General features: G+C 64.1%; 5 protein-coding genes. All 5 read left to right on the forward strand.

What is annotated here, in order from left to right:
* Window positions 1–188 precede the first annotated feature (188 nt).
* The 5 genes from ACT3RR_RS22155 to ACT3RR_RS22175 all read left to right on the forward strand — a co-directional run bounded on the left by ACT3RR_RS22155 (window position 189) and on the right by ACT3RR_RS22175 (window position 19,949).
* Window positions 189–13,577 carry a cadherin-like domain-containing protein gene (locus tag ACT3RR_RS22155; RefSeq protein ID WP_094543483.1) on the forward strand — a complete coding sequence of 4,463 codons (13,389 nt, stop codon included), beginning with the start codon at window positions 189–191 and terminating at the stop codon, window positions 13,575–13,577.
* A gap of 76 nt (window positions 13,578–13,653) precedes the next feature.
* A complete protein-coding gene (locus ACT3RR_RS22160) occupies window positions 13,654–15,573 on the forward strand; it encodes a TolC family protein (RefSeq protein ID WP_094543480.1) in 1,920 nt (639 codons plus the stop codon).
* A gap of 221 nt (window positions 15,574–15,794) precedes the next feature.
* Window positions 15,795–16,469, forward strand: coding sequence for an efflux RND transporter periplasmic adaptor subunit (locus tag ACT3RR_RS22165; protein WP_496201108.1), 675 nt, complete (start codon window positions 15,795–15,797; stop codon window positions 16,467–16,469).
* Window positions 16,466–17,815 (forward strand): efflux RND transporter periplasmic adaptor subunit, encoded by a 1,350-nt coding sequence (locus tag ACT3RR_RS22170; protein ID WP_001548176.1) that lies wholly within the window; start codon window positions 16,466–16,468, stop codon window positions 17,813–17,815. Before ACT3RR_RS22165 ends, ACT3RR_RS22170 begins: the two co-directional genes overlap by 4 nt.
* Before the next feature lie 145 nt (window positions 17,816–17,960).
* A complete protein-coding gene (locus ACT3RR_RS22175) occupies window positions 17,961–19,949 on the forward strand; it encodes a site-2 protease family protein (RefSeq protein WP_433648250.1) in 1,989 nt (662 codons plus the stop codon).
* The last annotated feature ends 260 nt before the right edge of the window (window positions 19,950–20,209 follow it).

Below are 20,209 nucleotides of genomic sequence, written 5' to 3' on the forward strand. Positions count from 1 at the left end.
CATGACAAAGTCATCGGGCATTATCTGAACATAAAACACTATCAGTAAGTTGGAGTCATTACCCGATAATTTCGATGAATATATCCCCTGTTTGCCCTCCTCTGGCCTGGCGACATGGTGTACACTCCTGGCAACGCTGAACTCAGAATATTTATCCAGTCACTCTATTTTTTAAGAGCAGTAAACCTATGACTACAATAAAGAACCGTCGTTTACGTCCGCGTGCGCATCGTTTTGCTCTTGAGTCTCGCCAGCTTTTTGATGGAGCCGCTCTGGCTGAAACCGCCATCCATGAGGCATCGGCAAGCGATCTGGTGCACCATGAAAGCGCCACCGAACCCGCGAAGGCGCTGGATATTCCCCACGCCGCCACAGCCGACGCCGCAAGCGAAAAACCGGGCAGCGCCGCCAGCGAAGTCTATGTAATAGACCAGCATATCTCCGGCTGGCAGTCGCTGGTGGACCAGGTGCCGCAGGGCAGCCAGGTGGTGATTATCGATGAAAACAGCTCGGGTCTGAGCCAGCTTGCCGACGCGCTGAAAGGCGAAACCAATATTTCCGCCATTCATATTCTGAGCCACGGCGCGTCCGACGCCATTACGCTTGGCACCGATGTGCTGACGGCGGACAACCTCTCGGCGTGGTCTTCACAGCTCAGCGCTATCGGCGCGAGCCTTAGCGACAGCGGCGACATCCTGCTTTACGGCTGCGACGTCTCCGCCCAGGATAACGCCTTTATCACCCGCTTCGCCGAACTGACTCAGGCGGACGTGGCGGCCTCCAGCGACATGACCGGCAGCGCGGCGCTTTCCGGCGACTGGGTGCTGGAAAACCATACCGGCAGCATTGAAGCGAAAACCTTCGCCTTTGATTACGACGGCCTGCTGGCCGGGCCGGAAGTCACCGCGCCGGAAAAAGGCATCACCGTCGCCGAGCCGAGCAGCCTTAACGCCGCAGGCGCCGATACCGCCACGCTCAGCGGCTGGCAGGTCAGCACCACGGACGCCAGAGAAACCGTCATAGTCACGGTGAGCCTGAGCAACAGCGCCATCGGCAAACTCAGCGACAGCCAGACCAGCAACGCTTCGCTGACCATGACCGGCACTGCCAGCGAAGCGCAGGCCTGGCTTAACAGCATCACCTTTACCTCCGCTGACGTCGAGCTTGGCAACACCGGCGCCAGCGGCAAGCTGGACGTCACGGTGCGCGACAGCGCGGGCGTCAGCACCAGCAAATCCATCGATGTGACCGTGACCCCGTCGAACGACCCGGTAAGCGTGGCCGACGCCACCCAGAACGTGCCGGAGATCGAATCGGGCGGCAGCGTCATCACCACCGTGACCCTTAACGCCATCGATGCGGAAGTAACGGCGGGCACCCAGCAGCCCGTGCAGATTGTCTATGGTCTGACCGACCTGCCGCAGTATGGCTATCTGACGCTGAACGGCGACCGGATGGGCGTCGGCTCTATCTTTACCCAGCAGGATTTGATCGACGGCAAGGTGAAGTATGTCCACACCGCCACGGGCGCAGACCAGAACGCCGCCGACGGCTTTACGGCGGTCATCAACGACGGCGCGACGCCGAAGGCGCAGTCCGATACCGTCCACGTCACGCTGAACATTACCCCGCAGAACCAGGCGCCGACCCTTAGCGGCAGCGGCGTGGTCTTTGAAGGCCAGCCCAACAATGCGGTCAACACCGGCAACGTCGGCCAGTATATAGAGGCGGACGGCGGCGGCGATCCGGGCGACACAACGCTGACTCTCACCATTACCGCCCTGCCGACCCACGGCACGCTCTGGTTTAACGGCGTCGCCGTCACCGTCGGCCAGACCTTTGACTATGCCGATCGCAATCTGCTGACCTATGCTAACGACGGCAGTGAAAACCAGGGCACCGACAGCTTTGGCGTACGCGTCACCGACCAGGGCGGCGGCACCGGCGTGCCGGCCAGCACCGACGGCACCATTACCCTGACCGTGCGCCCGGTGGATGACGACCCGACTCTGGACAACGTAACGCTGCACGCGCAGGTGGACGATCTGGCGAACGCCGTCACCCTTACGTCTGCGATGATCGGCGCAAGCGACGTGGATTCCACCGATAACCACCTCAGCTTTATCGTTGACGACAGCAAGCTCACCCACGGTTACCTGACGCTGGACGGCTACCGCCTGCAAAACGGCGGCACCTTCACCATGCAGGATATCGTCGACGGCAAAGTGCAGTACGTGCAGTACGCCAGCGCCAGCGCATCGGGTGACACCGACAGCTTCAACTTTGTGGTGGTGGACAACACCGCTGCGCTGCGCTGGAACGCCGACGGCACGACCTACAGCCGCATCGGCGGCGTGTACACGCCGGGCACCGAAACGCTGACCAGCTTTACCTTTACCATCGGCCTTGCGGTGGTCACGGGCGGCGGTCCCGGCACGATTCCGGATCGCGTCACCACCATTACCAACCGCGATTCCACCTGGGCGGGCGTGGACTTCACCTCTGGCTACGCCCGCGGCGAAGTGGAAGAAGGCGGCATCCTCGTACTGAACGGCACCAGCGGCGACTTCTCCAGCGTGCCGGGCCTGAGCTACACCGCCACGGGCGTGGACGCCTCGCAGGTGGTCTATACCTTCCTTGGTTTCTCGAACGGCGCAACGGGCGGCGAGCTGCAAAAAAATGTCGGCGGCAGCTGGGTGACGCTCGGCGAATACGCCACCTTTACGCAGGCCGACCTCGACAGCGGCAATATTCGCTTCCAGCACGACGGCGGAGAGACCTTTGTCTACGCCGCGGCGTTCTCTGTCTCGGCGGGGCTGACCACGCTCGATGCTAACGGCAACCCGGTGACCGATATCTGGACGCCGACGCTGAACATCTACGTCACGCCAGTGAACGATCTGCCGGTGGTAACCGGCTCCTCCTCCACCGTAATCGCCGAAGGCGAAACCGCTTACCTGACCACCGGCCAGATAGCGATAAGCGACCCGGACGACGCCAACAGCAGCAACGGGCTGGAAGAGAGCGCGACGATCAAAGACGGCAGCGCCAGCGCCAACAACTATGCCTATAACAACGACGCGACCGACGCCAACGCCCTGAAGTTCACCATCAAAACGCTGCCGGACGGCGGCACGCTGCAATACTACAACGGCTCGCAGTGGGTTGACGTTACCGTCGGCCAGACGCTCAACGCCTCGCTGCTTACCGCCAGCGCCTCGACCACCGGGCTGCGCTTCGTCAGCGACGGCTCGGAAGTGCGCTCCACCACCTTTACCGTATCGGCCACCGACCGCTGGGGCGCCACCTCCGCCAGCGACGCGACGGTGAAAATCCAGATAACTAACGTCAACGACGCGCCGCAGATCGCCAAAGACCCGACCCAGGCCGACCCGACGGTGACCGCAGGCTCGCCGAACCTGATTGGCGGCACGCCAGTCAACAACCCGCTGTACGTCACCGAAGGAAGCTATGGCCAGATAACCAGCGCCATGCTGCAAGCCTACGATTCCGACAGCAGCTCAATGCAGGTGCAGTACACCATCACCGGCGCGCCGACCCACGGCACCCTGGCCTATTCCAAAGATGGTGTGAACTTCAGCCCCATCGGCAAAGGCTCCTCCTTCACCCAGCAGGATGTGGCGAACGGGTATATTTACTACCTGAACGACGGCACCGAAGGCAGCGGCAACAGCGAACCCGCCACCCCGGACGATAAGTTCACCTTCACGATTTCTGACGGCGACAAAGAGCAGACCGGCAACGCGTTCTGGATCTACACCCGCCCGACCGACGACGCGCCGGAAGTGACCGCGCCGTCGGGCATCAAGAACATCGCCAGCGCCACGGCGACGAGCAACGCCCTGCCGGGCTTCTCGGTCAAAGATGGGGATCTGACAGACGGCGTGACCGATGGCGAGAGCGATTATTTGCAGGTGACCGTGCGTCTGCTGCATGCGGACGGCAGCGCCTTCGTGGCCAGCGAATACAGCGACGTGACCCTGGGTTACGCGACCAGCAGCGGCGCGACGATCTCTACCGCCCACGGCGGCCAGCACGACTATCTGGTCTTGAGCGGCACCCGCGCCCAGGTGAACGCGGCGCTGGCGGGCCTGACGGTGACCTTCAGAACCGACCGCAACGCCACCTATCAGGTGCAGACTATCGCCGATGACCGCCTGCGCGACGCAAGCGGCACGCTGACGGCAGGCGCTAACGGCGGCACGCTGAACCAGCCCGCGACGCCTGGCAGAGGCGCGGCGGCCACCGCCGTCGACGCCACCGAGTACAACTGGTACAGCGCCTCCGTACCGGAAAAAAGCGGCAACCTGAGCGCGGCGTCCGTCACCATTCGCGCCTCGGAAATCAACGATCCGGGCACGCTGACCGTGACCAACCTGGACCGTACCGTTTATGAAGATCAGGCAAGCTTTATCGGCGGCAATATCGTGGTGCAGGACACCGAATCCGCCGCCTTCGGCACGCCGGTGACCGTCACCATCACCGCGCCGTCCGGCACCCTCGGCATCGGCGGCGCGGACGTGAACACCAGCGCCACCGCCAGCGCCGCCGGCAGCCAGCCGGTTACGATTTCCGGCGACAACTCCGGCACGCTGACGCTGACCGGTCGCGCCAGCGACATTGAAGCGCTGCTGAACGACGCGGCGCTCGGCCTCACCTGGCAGAGCGGCGCCAACGTCAACCACGACCTGAACGGCGCAGCGGCGGGCGATGTCACCATCACCCTGCATCTGGACGACGGCGACTCGCATATCGGCGACACCGTGCAGGCCGACCCGGCCGACCAGACGCTGAACCTCACCATTGTGCCGGTGAACGACGCGCCGGTTGTCTCTGCAACGGGCGGTACGGTTTACCTCAACAGCGATCCGGCGGTAGTCGACGGCACCAAAGTCGGCGGCTTTGTGATTTCCGACCCGGATTACACCGACGGCGGCAATATCGCCGACGGCGAAACCGATTTTATGCAGGTGACGGTGCGCATCACCGACGCCAGCGGCGTGCCGCTGACCGCCGCGCAGTACAGTAACGCCGGCGTATCCGACATCACCATTAGCTCCGGCAACACAACGTCCGGCGTGACGATTGACAGCGTCTATAACGGCAGCGAGTCCGCACTGGTGATCCGCGGCACGCTGAGCCAGGTGAACGCGTACCTGGCGGCGCTGACCGTCTCCATGACCGGCTCCGCCCTGTCGAACGCCGATAACGCCTGGCGTGTGGAAGTGATTGCCGACGATCGCCTGCGCGACGCCTCTGGCAACCTGACAAGCGCCAACAGCGCCAACGGCGGCCAGAACGATGCCGTCACCGGCGTCGCGGCGGTGCCGACCACGGCTATCGACCCTTACGGCGCGCTGCCTTCCGGCCTGAGCCAGAACGTCAGTACCGCATGGCGCAGCGTCTTCCCAAGCGACGTCAACGATCCGGCGACCATCACGGTGACGGACAAGTCAGTCAACGAAGGCTCAACGACCGTCGCCCTGCCCGCCATTACCGTGGCGGACCCGGACGCCGACAGCGCCAGCCTGACGGTGACGGTCACTCTGCCGGGCGGCTTTACCTTTAAAACGATTGGCGGGACGGGCGGCACCGTTGATGCGGGCGGCGTCAACACCACCAGCTTCACACTTACCGGCACGCTTTCGCAGATCAACAGCCGCCTCGCTAACCTGACGGTGAACCTGCCGACCAACGCGGGCGTCACCGCCGCCGACTGGAACGGCACCTTTAACGTCACCGTAGTGGTGAACGATAACGCCAACCACGGCAGCCGCCCGACCACGCTTACCGGCGACAGCAATAACCCGAACGCGAACCCGGGCGACATCAGCTACGCCGATGACACCTCCGCCGCGCTGGTCACCACCCGTACCTTTAGCGTGACCGTGAAACCGTCGAACGATGCCCCGGTCGTGCTGGACGGCGCTACCCAGACGCTGGCCCCGGTGAGCGAAGACACCAGCGCCGCAGCGATTACCGGCGACACCATTGCCAACCTGTTTGCCGGTAACTTCTCGGACCCGAACGATCAGGTCAACAATGCGTCCATTACGGCAACCGGCGGCACCAGCGCTGACAGTTTCTGGGGCGTGGCTATCACTAACCTGTCAGTCAACAGCGCGCAGGGCGAATGGCAATACTCCACCGATGGCGGCACGACCTGGGCTGCCATTGGCAGCCGCACCGACGCCAACGCCCTGCTGCTGGATGCAACGGCCAAAGTCCGCTTTGTACCTGCCGCTGACTTCTTCGGGACGCCTGCTGCCTTGAAAGTACGTCTGGTGGAAACCAACAACAACGGCGACACCACCGCAACGACAGGGTCGCTGACCAGCGGCCAGACTGTATCAACGGCAACCAACGGCAGTAGTTCACGCTATAGCGCAGCGATGGTCACCCTCTCAACCAGCGTCACTAACGTCAACGACCGTCCGACGATTAGCGCGACGCCGCTGACCATGCAGGAAGATACGCCAGTTGGCAAAACGCTGACCTCTATTCTTGGCAGCTACAGCGACGCCGCCGACAACCAGACGGGAATTGCTGGCGGCGACAAAGCCAGCGGCGCTATCGGCTATGTGGCGATCGTCGGCAACACCACCGACGCAAGCCTCGGCCACTGGGAGTACTCTACCAACGGCACGACCTGGACTGCGCTTGGCACAAGCTACAGCGAAACCAACGCGCTGGTGCTGCTCGCCTCGACCCAGCTGCGCTTTGTGCCGCTGGCCGACTACAACGGCGCGGTGCCGGGCGGCCTGACGGTGCGCGTCTCCGACAGCACCAGTTCCGCCGATACCGGCGTCAGCGCCGCGGGCAGCACGCAGGATCTGCAAAGCGCCTTCAACAGCGGCCAGACCAGCCACTGGAGCACGGCGCAGAGCATCAGCATGAGCATTACAGCGGTGGCGGACGCGGTGAGCGACACCGCCGCCACCCATTCGGGCGAGGCGAAAACCATCGACGTGCTGGGCAACGACAGCTTCAGCAACAGCGATAAAGCGATCACGGCGGTCACCCAGGGCGTTTATGGTTCCGTGGTTATCGACAACGGCAAGGTGATTTATACCCCTAACACCACGAGCTACGTCGGCAGCGATACGTTCACCTATACCGTCACCAGCGGCGGCGTGACCGAAACCGCGACGGTCACGATTCAGATGAATAACGCCGCCCCGGTCACCCAGGGTGAAAACGTCAGCACGCCGGAAGATACGACGCTGACCAGCTCCGCCGCGCAAAACCTGCTGCTGAACGATTCCGACCCTGATGGCGATACGCTGAGCATTCTTAACTACTCCGTCAGCGGCGTCGGCACGGTGTTTACCGCAGGCCAGACCGCCGACCTCACCGGGTATGGCAAACTGACCATCAACGCCGACGGCAGCTATACTTTTGTCCCGGTCGCCGACTGGAACGGTACGGTGCCGACGGTGACCTACCGGGTGGTTGATGGCCGCACCAACGGCGCGACCACGGCGCAGTTGAAGATAACCGTCACGCCGGTAAAAGACGCCTTTGACGACAGCCTGACGACCCACGCGGGTACGCCGGTGACCATCGACGTTTTCGCCAACGATAAATTCAGCAACGGCGATAAAGCGATTACCGGCAAGACCAACGGCGCTTACGGTACGGTTAGCATCAGCAACGGCCAGGTGATTTACACGCCGACCAGCGGCTATGTCGGCACCGATACCTTCACCTATACCGTCACCAGCGGCGGCAAAACCGAAACCGCGACGGTCACCCTCACTCTGGTCAACGACGCGCCGCAGGTCGGCCTGGCTAAAACCGGCAGCACGGCGGAAGACACAACGCTTACCAACGGCGAAAATCTGCTGACGGGCGCCAGCGACCTGAACGGCGACGCGCTGACGGTGAAATCGTTTACGGTGGGCAATACCACCTGGGCCGCCGGCCAGACCGCCACGCTTGCGGGCTACGGCGCGCTGACCCTCAACGCCGACGGCAGCTATACCTTTGTTCCGGTCGCCGACTGGAACGGCAACGTGCCGCAGGTGACCTACACCATCACCGACGGTCGCACCAACGGCGACGTCACCTCGACGATCGATATCTCCGTTACGCCGGTGCAGGATGCGTTTAACGACAGCCAGACCGGCCACGGGCGCGACCCGCTGGTGATTGATGTCTTTAATAACGACAGCTTCGCCAACAGCGACAAAGCCATTACCGCCACCACCAACGGCGCGCACGGTACGGTGACCGTCAGCAACGGCAAGGTGGTTTACACCCTGAACGACGGCTATGTCGGCACCGATAGTTTCACTTATACCGTTACCAGCGGCGGCAAAACCGAAACCGCGAACGTCAACGTAACGTTAACGAACGGTGCGCCGACCGGGGTTGTCGGCAAAACCGCCAGCACAGCGGAAGACCAGACGCTGACCAGCACGGCTTTGCAGAATCTGCTGAACGGCGCCAGCGACCCGGACGGCGATACGCTGAAAGTCAGCGCATTTACGGTGGGCGCAACGACGTGGGCCGCAGGCCAGACCGCGACGCTTGCGGGCTATGGCGCGCTGACCATCAACGCCGACGGCAGCTATACCTTTGTTCCGGTCGCCGACTGGAACGGCAGCGTGCCGCAGGTCACTTATGAGGTCACCGACGGGCGCGACAACGGCGTGCAAACCGCCGCCCTCGATATTACCGTCACGCCGGTGCAGGACGCCCATGACGACAGCCGGACAGCCCATGCGGGCGCCCCGGTCACGGTCGATGTCCTGACCAACGACGGCTTCACCAACGGCGACAAAGCGATTACCGGCGTCACCGACGGCGCGCACGGTACGGTTAGCATCAGCAACGGCCAGGTGGTTTACACCCCGACCAGCGGCTACGTCGGCAACGACAGCTTCACCTATACCGTCACCAGCGGCGGTATCGAGGAGACCGCCACGGTTTATCTGACGTTGACCAACAGCGCGCCGACGCTGCCCCACTGGACAGCGATTAACGTTGAAGACTCGCCGATCGGTATCCCTGGCTTTTTATTAGATACCAGCAGCGACGCCGACGGCGACACCCTGACGGTGACCGATTTTACCGTCAACGGTACCACCTGGCAGGCAGGCGAGACGGCCAATCTGGCGGGGTACGGAAGCCTGACTATTACTTCTGACGGCAGCGTGACGTTTATTCCGGTGGCTGACTGGAACGGCAACGTACCGGTGGTGACCTACACGGCAACGGACGGCCGGGATAACGGCAGCGTCACATCGACGCTCACCATTCAGTACAATGCGATCCCTGACGCCGTTGACGACAACGCCACCACCCACGCGGGCGTGGCGAAAGTCATCGACGTGCTGGCGAACGACAGATTCAGCAACAGCGACAAAGCCGTTACCGCCGTCACCCAGGGCAATAACGGCTCGGTGGCGATTGAAAACGGCAAGGTGCGCTATACCCCGAACGCGGGCTTTAACGGCACTGACAGCTTTACCTATACCGTCACCAGCGGCGGCGTAACGGAAACCGCGACCGTTAATGTCACCATCGCCAACATTGCGCCGGTGGCGCACGATGATTTTACGTGGACTGCGGAAGACACTACCCTGACGCGCAGCGCCGCCACCGGGTTGCTGGCTAACGACAGCGATGATGACAATGATGCTCTTGCCATCACGCAGTTCAGTACCGGTACGCAGATTTACGCGGCGGGCCAGACCGCGACGCTTGCAGGCATGGGCGACCTGACCATTAACGCCGACGGCAGCTATACCTTTGTGCCAGTCGCCGACTGGAACGGCGCCGTGCAGCCGATCCTTTACCAGGTAAGCGACGGCAACGGCGGATTTAGCGTGGCGACGCTCTTACTTACCGTCAACCCGATCGCGGATGCGGTCAACGACAGCGTCAGCACCCATGCCGATGTGCCGGTGGTGATCGACGCGCTCGACAACGACAGCTTCAGCAACAGCGACCAGACGATTACCGGCGTCACCGCTGCCGCCCACGGCACGGTGACGATTGAGAACAACACGCTCGTCTACCGCCCGAACGCGGGCTATGTCGGCAGCGACACCTTCGACTACACCGTCACCAGCGGCGGCAAAACCGAAACCGCGACCGTTACCGTGGACGTCACCAACGTGGCGCCGCGTCTGACCAGCGTACCGACGATTTCCTCGCCGGAAGACACCACGCTTAACAGCACTGCGGCGCAGAACCTGCTGACTAACGCCCACGATGACGATGGCGACGCCCTCGCCGTGACGGAGTTTACCGTCGGCGGCACCCGCTACCTCGCGGGCGACACCGCGACGCTGGCAGGCTATGGCGATTTGACGATCCGCGCCGACGGCAGCTTCACCTTTGTGCCAGTGGCCGACTGGAACGGCGTGCCGCCTGCCGCGACCTACACCATCAGCGACGGCAAAGACGGCGGCGTCTCCACCGCCACGCTCGCCTTTAGCGTAACGCCGGTGGCGGACGCGAAGGACGATACGGCCAGCACCCATGCGGGTGTTGCGGTCACTATCGATGCGCTGCATAACGACAGTTTCAGCAATGCCGACAAAGCGATTATCGATGTGGATCAGGGCCAGCACGGCTCGGTGACCATTGAAAACGGCCAGCTGGTTTATCGTCCTGTGGCAGGCTATGTCGGCCAGGATACCTTCACCTACACCGTGGAGAGCGGCGGCGTTCGCGAAACCGCCAACGTCACCGTCACCCTGACCAACAGCGTGCCGGTCGCAACGGGCGAGACAGTGGCTTCGCCGGAAGATTACGAGGCGCGCGGCGACCTGCTGCTCAACGACCGTGACGCGGACGGCGATCCGCTGTTTATCGCGGGCTTCACCGTCGGCGGCCAGACTTATCAGCCGGGCGATACCGCGCGGCTCCCGGGCGTCGGCGAGCTGACCATTGAGCGCAACGGCGGCTACCGCTTTACGCCGGTGGCCGACTGGAACGGCACGGCGCCAGTAGTAACCTACACGGTCAGCGACGGCAACGACGGCGGCACCGCTACCGCGACGCTCGCCATCACCGTCACCCCGGTAGCGGACGTGAAAGATGACAGCGCCACCACCCACGCAGGCGTGCCGGTGACGATTGATGCGATCGGCAACGACCGCTTCGTTAACCCGGACCAGGCCATTACCGGCGTGACCCAGGGCGCGCACGGCTCCGTCGCTATTGAAAACGGGCAGCTGGTTTATACGCCAAACGCGGGCTACGTCGGCCAGGACACCTTCACCTATACCGTCACCAGCGGCGGCGTCACCGAAACCGCCGCCGTGAGCGTCGTGATGACCAATACCGTGCCGGTGGCCGACGGTGAAATCGTCACCACGCCGGAAGACACCGCTATTGGCGGCGAACTGCTGACCAACGACCGCGACCCGGACGGCGACCCGCTGCACATTGCGGGCTTTACCGTCGGCGGCCAGACTGCTCAGCCGGGCGACACCGTCCAGCTGGCGGGCGTCGGCGCGCTGACCGTTAACCGCGACGGCAGCTACCGCTTCACGCCAGTCGCCGACTGGAACGGCACGGCGCCGGTGGTGACCTATACGGTCAGCGACGGCAACGACGGCGGCACCGCTACCGCGTTGCTCGTTATCACCGTTACGCCGGTCGTGGATGTGAAAGATGACCGCGCCACCACCCATGCAGGCGACCCGGTCACCGTTGACGCGCTCGGCAACGACAGCTTCAGTAACGCCGACCGCGCTATTACCGGCGTCACCAACGGCGCGCACGGCACGGTGACCATTGAAAACGGCAAGGTGGTCTACCAGCCGAATACGGGTTATGTCGGCCAGGATACCTTCACCTATACCGTCACCAGCGGCGGCGTCACCGAAACCGCCCAGGTCACGCTTGAGGTCACCAACACCCCGCCGGTCGCGGTGGCGGATAAAGCGAGCACCCTGCCGGAAACGCCGGTCAGCGGCAATCTGCTGACCAATGACCGCGACGCGGACAGCGACCCGCTGCACGTGGCGGAGATCACCGTCGGCGGCGCGACCTACGCGCCGGGGGACATCATTACGATCCCGGGCCAGGGCACGCTGGTGGTTAACCGCGACGGCAGCTATCTGTTTACCCCGGCAAGCGGCTGGTCCGGCTTTACGCCAGTGTTGAACTACACCCTGAGCGACGGCAACGACGGCGGCACCGCCACGGGCGAACTGCGCCTGCTGGTGAACCCCGTAGCCGAGGCGTGGGTGAAAGAGGCAGGTCTGGTCGATACGGCCAGCGGCGCGCAAACCACCACGGGCGCGATGGCCGTACTGTCGCTGGAGCCGGTGGAAAGCCTGACCATTGGCGGCCAGACCCTGACGCTTGCGCAGCTCCAGGCGCTGAGCGCCCAGGCGCCAGTGGATATCGCAACGCCGGACGGCGTGCTGTCGCTCACCGGTTTCCAGGTGGACGGCGAAGGCCGCGCGACGCTGCAATACCGCTTCACGCTGACCCAGGCGGTTAACCAGCCGGGCGAATCCACCACCCGCGAAGAGATTCGGTTCTCCGTCAACGGCCAGCAGACCCGCGCGCCGGGCCTGCTGCGCGTCAATATTCTCAACGACGCGCCGGTCGCGGCAGCGGACGACAACAGCATCGACCAGGATCGCGGCCAGCAGGCGGCGTCGGGCAACGTCTTTAGCAACGACGCTATCGGCGCAGACGGCGCAGACGGCGCCGCGGCGGGCGGCCCGGTGAGCGCGATTTCCTCCGTGAACCTCAACCGCGCGGGCGCGGTCGGCGGCGTAAGCCTGGGCGAGTTCGGCGCCCTGACGCTCGACGCCCGCGGCAACTACAGCTATGTGCTGAACCGCAGCAACAGCCGCGTGGCGTCGCTGGACGCCAACGCCACCCTGAGCGAGGTGTTCACTTACACCATTACCGACGCCGACGGCAATACCAGCCAGGCGCAGCTGACCATCGTTATTCACGGCGTGACGCCGCCGCAGTCGGTACGCACAGGCGATCAGCACTTCCCGAGCTACTACACCAACTACGAGCTGTCGCTCGATCAGCCGTATTCGCCGGGTCTGTTTATCCTGCCCGCCATCTACGGCGTGTACAGCGACCAGTTCCCTCGCGAGGTGGAGCTGAACCGCAAAATTACCGAGCTGGGCCGCGGCATGAATGACAACGGCACGCCGGTGCTGGAAGACGGCATTCTCTTTACCCGCTGGGTAAACACCACGCTGCAACGCAGCGTGGTGAACACCTTCGCCGCCACCGGTATCGGTTCGCAGCTGCTGGGCGATCACTTCAGCCACTTCTCGCTGAATAAATCCGTACAGCCTGCGCCCGTGCTGGAAAACGCGCCGGAACGTCCGCCGCTTAACGAGCGCATCAACGAAAGAACCACCGTGCAGCAGGAGCGCGGCGAGAAAACCCCTGATGCGAAGCAGGCTCACGCCGCCGCGCCGGGCGTGGTGATCGTGCCGCAAGCCGCCGCCCGACCAGGCGCGCCGTCACTGGCGGCGCAGGTCGACGCGCTGGCCCGTAACCGCGTCGCCGCGCCGGAACCGGTCACCGTGGGAGGCGCCACACCGCATCGTTAATCGCGCAACTCCAAAAACCTTTTACACCGGCGGCGCCGCGCCGCCGGATTGTTAACTCAACACTTTAAGCATAACAATGATGACGACTTTAACTACCGTAACCCCGACTGCCGTACGTTCTGCGCCTCTGCTCGCCCCTGTCGCCGCACTGGTTTCCGCGCTGCTGTTAAGCGGTTGCGGCACCATTAAACCTGAACCGCTGACCCAGGATGAAATCGGCGCGCGCGTCAGCGCCGACCGCGCCGCCATGTACCGCGACCAGCAGCCGGTCTCTGGTCCGCTGACCCTGTCAGACGCCATGGCCCGCGCGCTGAAATACAACCTCGACTACCGCCTGAAGATGATGGAAACCGCCCTGTCGCGCGGCATCCTGGATATCTCCCAGCAGGATATGCTGCCGAAGTTGATGACCGATGCCGGCTACCGCTGGCGCGACAACGATTCCGGCGGCACCAGCGTCGGTATCGAAGACCGGGTCGTCAGCCTGCGTCCGTCCACCTCTGAAGAGCGCGAGCACCTGCTGGCCGACGCCACCTTCTCCTGGGACGTGCTCGATTTCGGCATGAGCTACTACCGCGCGAAGCAGCAGGCGGATAACGTCAACATCGCCGAAGAGCGTCGCCGCAAGGTATTGCAGAATATTGTCCAGGAGGTGCGCGACGCGTACTGGCGCGCGCTGGGCGCACAGCGTCTGCTGAGCGAAGCGCAGCCGCTGGCCGAAGAGATCCAGACCGCGCTTGAGAAAACCCGCGAAGCGGAGCGCGCAGGCATTCTGCCGCCGGTCGAGGGCCTGGAGTACCAGCGCGCCCTGCTCGACGCGGTGGCGCTGCTGAACCAGAAGCGCCAGGAGATGCAGATGGCGAAAAGCGAGCTGGCCGCCCTGCTGAACCTGCCGTCCACCACCGACTTCACCTTACAGGACGTCGCCAATCCGGCGCTTTCCGGCGTGCCAAGCCAGCTTGATACGCTTGAGCAGATGGCGCTGGAACGCCGCCCAGAGCTGCGTGAAGAAGATTACAAAACCCGCATCGACGTGCTGGAAACCAAACGCCAGATCGCCTCGCTGTTCCCGAACCTGAATCTGTTCGGCGGCATCAGCTACGACTCCAACAGCTACCTCTACAACAACAGCTGGGTGCAGGGCGGCGTGGGCGTTTCCATGAACCTGTTCAAGCTGCTGAGCGCGCCGGCCATCAGCCGCACCAACGACGCGCGCCTGGCCACCGACAATGCCCGCCGTATGGCGCTGAGCATGGCGGTGCTGACTCAGGTGCGCGTCTCGGTTGAGCGCTACAAGCTCGCGGTGTACGACTACCAGATAGCCCAGGAGTCCGCCCGCGTCGACCAGCGTCTGGCGAGCATCTCCCGCGCCGGTTCCGACAACTCGCTCTCAAGCGACCTGGAATCCCTGCGCACCCAGGCGCGCTCCATCGTCTCCCGCTTCCAGGAAGCCGCCTCATACGCGCAGGCGCAGTCCGCCTATGGCCGCGTGCTGAACTCGGTAGGCATCGACCTGCTGCCGGAAAAGGTGACCAGCAGCGATCTGCCGACCCTGTCGCGTGAAATCAACCAGAGCCTGGTGGCGGGCGAGAAGCAGGTCTTCACCCAGAGCGCCGACGCGGTAGTTTCCCGCCATCCGGTCAGCGTCACCCTGGGCCGCCTGCCAGCGGGCGTCAACAAGAGCGCGATTTATCAGTCGGTCACCCATGTGCTGGCCGCCAACCAGCTGGTGCAGGGCAACGGCGCCGACAGCGTGAAACTGCAAATGAACCTCAATCTTGAACGCGCGTCAGGCTCGCAGCGCGGCGTGTGGGAAATGGCGGTCTATAACGCCCAGGGCGCGCAGGTCGCCTACCAGAAATACACCAGCTATCTGCCGAATGACGTCAACACCCGTTCGGTCAGCGCGCTGGCAGAAGCCGCCGCGCTCTCCGTGGTGTCCGACCTGCATAAAGCGGCAGGCGACACCGGCGTGATGACGGCAAGTAACCCTTAATAACAGGAACAGGTATGAACAACGTGAACGAAGGCTGGCGCAGCGTCCGCGCGCTCATGCCGCTGACGGGCCTGGCGCTGTGCGCCAGCGCCTTCGCCGCCGACCCAACCCCCGCTGCGGCGGGGGCAGTCGCAACGCCGGATGCGGCCGTTGCCGCAGCGCCTGAGAGCGCGCCTGACGCCACCGCCGACAACGGCGCCGCGCCGGTGCGTTTTCTGGTGATGGCCAACCAGGAAAGCCCGCTATCAAGCGTGGTGGCCGGGCGCGTGTCGCAGGTCAACGTTGAGCTGGGCGATACGGTCAAGGCAGGCAAACTGCTGGTGACGCTGGACTGTAGCGAGCTGAAAGCCCGTCGCGACGCGGCAGACGCCGAGTACAGCGCCGCGCAGATCAAATATGAAGCGAAGGCGAAATTGCAGGGTCTGCATTCCGCAGGCGCGCTGGAGGTTGGCCTTGCCGCCGCCGACGTGAACCGCACCCGCAGCCAGATCAAAATCTTTGAAGCGCAGCTGGCGCAGTGCCGCTTTACCGCGCCGTTCGACGGCCGCGTGGCGCGTATTTACGTCAAAGAGGGCCAGGGCGTCGGCGCAGGCGCGCAGGTTATCGATCTTGTAAGCAACGGCACCCGCAAGGCGCGCCTCAACGTGCCGTCAGGCTGGACCACCTGGCTTGCGCCCGGCGCGCAGCTTGACGCGGTGGTGGGTGAAACCGGCAAGCATTACCCGATGACCGTCACCCACATCAGCGGCCGCGTGGACGCCGTGAGCCAGACGATTGAGATTGAAGCGGAATTTGGCAGCGACGCCCAGGACGTACTGCCCGGCATGAGCGGCCGCGCGACGCCAGTCTGCCCGAAAGCGGCGGCGCAGTGCCAGAGCGGGACGAACAACTCGTGAGCATCGCCCTGTTCTATTCTCTCGCGGCGCGCGTGAAAGCGGCGCGCAGCCCCGAAGAGCTGGGTTTTGTGATGTGTAACGATACCCGCTCGCTGGTGGAGTATCGCCAGGCGGCGCTGCTCGCCGTTTCCGCCACCGGGCGCGCCCAGCTTGCGGCGCACTCCGGCCTGAGCGACACCGACCGCAATACCCCCTACGCGCTGTGGCTTGCCGCCGTTGCCTGCGACATCGCGCCGCGCTGCGCCGCGCTGCCGGAAACTGCCCGCGTGATGCCGCTGTCGCCGGAAATGCTGAGCGAGTCGCTGGCGCGCGAGTGGGACGAATGGCTGCCGGGCCACGTCTGGGTGCTGGCGCTGACCGGCCCGGACGGCAAGCTGCACGCCCTGCTGCTGCTGGCCCGCGATACCCCGTGGCCGACGCAGCTTGGCGTCGAAAGCCCCGAATACGCCCTGCTCCAGCTGGCGAACCTGTACGGCTACGCCTGGTGGGCGCTGGTGGCGCGGCCTTCTCGCCTGCAACGGCTGCTGCCCGCCACGGTGCGCCGACGCGCGGGTCTCGTGTTGCTGCTTCTGCTGCTGGTTATGCTGATCCCGATTCGGGAATACACGCTGGTGCCCGCCGAGGTGATTTCGCTTAACAGCGAAGTGATCGCCGCGCCGAGCGACGGGGTGATTCACCAGATGAAGGTGCCGCCGAACACGCCGGTCGTGGCCGGACAGGTGCTGGCGGAGCTGGATGATACGACTCTAAAAAACCGTCTCGCCATTGCTCAGGCGGAGCTGGCGACCGCCACCGTCAATATGCATCAGGCGTCTCAGCAGGCGATTGAAGACCCGAACGCCCGTGCGGAACTGGCTCTGACCGAAGGCAAATGGCGCGAGCAAAAGGTGCAGGTTGCCTCGTTGCAGCGCGAGCTGGAGAAGCTGTCGATCCGCGCCCGCAGCAGCGGCGTGTTTGTCTACACCGACCCGGACGACTGGGCGGGCCGTCCGGTACAGACCGGCGAGCGCATCGGCCTGCTGGCGGACCCGACGAAGCTCGGCGTGCGCGCCTGGGCGCCTGCGGCGGAATCCACCAACCTGAACCCGCACGCGGCGATGACCGTATTTCTTAAGGTCGCCCCGCTGCACCCGCTGACCGCGCGGCTGGATTACGCCGGTTACGAGACGGTGGAAGCGCCGAACGGCGTCGCGAGCTACCTGCTGCGCGGCACCGTAACCGACCCGTCCAGCGCCGCCCGTATCGGCTTGCAGGGCACGGCCCGCGTCTCCGGCGACTGGAGCCTGCTCGGTTATCTGATTTTCCGTCGTCCGCTGGCGACGCTGCGCGCCTGGTGTGGATTCTGATATGCAAACAGCCGCGACGCTCCCGCCTGCGGGCGGGACAGCTCTTGCGCAGCCGCAGCCGCTGCCGCCGCTGCGCGACGAGCTAAAAATTCACCCGGCGGGCAACAACCGCGACGGCTCGCCCGCCTGGCATCTGGCCGACCCGGTGCGCAACCTCTATTTCCGCCTGGGCTGGCTGGAGCTGGAGATGCTGCGCCGCTGGCCGCTCGGCGCGCCGCAGGCGATTGCCGACAGCATCAGCCAGGAGACCACCATGACGGTGGACGAACAGGATGTGTTGCAGTTCCTGGGCTTTTTACAGCAGCAACAGCTGCTGCGCCGCGGCGCGTTCAAAGCGCGCGGCTCGCTCTGGCGGCGTATTCTGCACGGCTACCTGTTTATCCGCCTGCCGCTGGTGCGCCCGGAGAAAGCCCTGCGCCGCATGCTGCCGTGGGTGGAGTGGCTTTTCAGCGCGCCGTTTCTACTGCTGACCGCCGTCGCCGCGCTGGCAGGCGTCGTTCTGGCCGCGCGCCAGTGGGATAACGTCGAGGCCGCGCTGCACGGCGCCCTGAGCTGGAACGGGGCGCTGGCCTTCGCGGTGGCGCTGATCCTCTCCAAATGCTGGCACGAACTGGGGCACGCCTTTATGGCGACCCGCTACGGCGTACGCGTCGGCCATATGGGGGTGGCGCTGCTGGTGATGTGGCCGATGGCCTACACCGATACCGGAGAGAGCTGGAAGCTGTCGCAGTCCCGCCACCGGCTCTCCATCGCCAGCGCGGGCATTATGGCCGAGCTGATGCTGGCGGCCTGGGCGACGCTGTTCTGGAGCTTCGCGCCGGAAGGCAACGTTAAAGGCGCGCTGTTCTTTCTCGCCACCACCGCCTGGGTGCTGACGGTGGCGGTGAACGCCAGCCCGTTTATGCGCTTTGACGGCTACTTTATTCTCAGCGATACGCTGGACTACCCTGGCCTGCACGAACGGGCGGGCAACTGGGCGAAGCGCTGGCTGCGCTGGCACCTGCTGGGGCTTGAGGATCCGATCCCGGATAACGTCTCGCCCGCCTTTGCCCGCTTCCTCACCCTTTTCGCCTTCGCCACCTGGGTTTACCGGCTACTGCTGTTCGTCGGCATCGCGCTGGTGGTCTACAACGCCTTTTTTAAGGCGCTCGGGCTGGTGCTGTTTTTTATTGAGATAGTCACTTTTGTGGTGCAACCGATGTTTCGCGAACTCAAAATCTGGCGCGCGCGCCGCCGGGAAATCGCTCCGGCGCGCCTGCTGCGCCTTGTCGCCGTCGCACTCGCGCTGGGGCTTTCGGTCTTTCTGCCCTGGTCCGGGCAGGTCTCCCTGCACGGCGTGATGGAGGCGGGCGTGGCGCAGCCGGTTTACACGCCCTATGCCGCCCAGCTTGACAAGGTGCTGGTGCAGGAAGGCCAGCAGGTCAAGGCGGGCCAGAAGCTGTTTGAACTGGTGGCCCCCGTCCCGGCGGACGAGCAGGATAAGGCGCTGGCGCTAAGCCAGGCGTGGCAGACCAGCGCCCGCGGCGCGATGGCGCTCGATAAAAACGGCGCGGCGAAGCAGGTGGTCGCCGACCAGATGGCGCGCCAGTACGCCATTCAACAGCGGGCCAGCGCCGTTGAGCTTCAGCGGCTCCAGCTGGTGGCGCTGGAGGATGGCGTGGTGCATGACGTTGAGCAGACCCTGCGCCCCGGCAGTTGGGTCTCGCCTGGCACCCGCATCGCAAGCGTGATCGACACCCACCGCTGGCGCGTGAAGGCGCTGGTCAGCGAAACCGACCTGGCCCGCCTGCGCGACGGCGCGACGGCGCGGGTTTATCAGCAGGGCCGCTGGCAGCCGCTCGCAGGCGCGGTAGTGACCATCGACCACGACGCCATCCGCCGTCTGCCTAATCTGATGCTGGCGCAGAGTCACGGCGGCCCGGTGGCGCTGAACCCGGTTGCGCCCGCCAACGAACTCCGTCCCGCCGCCGTCTGGTACCGGGTAGTGATCGAAGGCATCTCCGCCGCGCCGGTCAGCAAAGAGCAACTGGTACGTGTTGACGTGGCGAGTGACCGCCAGAGCCTGGCTCACGGCTGGGTCAACAGCGTTATGCTGATGCTTATCCAGCAAACTGGCTTTGGTAAAGAGGGTTAGCGTGCGATTTTCGCGCCAGGCCGCCTGGCCTGGCGCAGGTTTTCTCCCCACCGCGGTTTTAGGTTAAACCCCGTTTCGCCAGAGCAAACTGGCACCTACGTTTTGTTAGTCTGTTCGGTGTTCTGCAACTGGACCCGGAGGTTATATTACTTGCAGGCGTGCAGCTGATGCTCGCAAGACTCGTTGGTTTCTGTTTCCGGAGGTGTGGTTATGCAAAAAATTGTCTGCAAAACGCCACGATTGTCATCACTGGCATGTCG

Origin of the sequence: Ewingella sp. AOP8-B2-18, from assembly GCF_052376015.1 — a bacterium.
Classification (GTDB): Bacteria; Pseudomonadota; Gammaproteobacteria; order Enterobacterales; family Enterobacteriaceae; genus Ewingella; species Ewingella allii.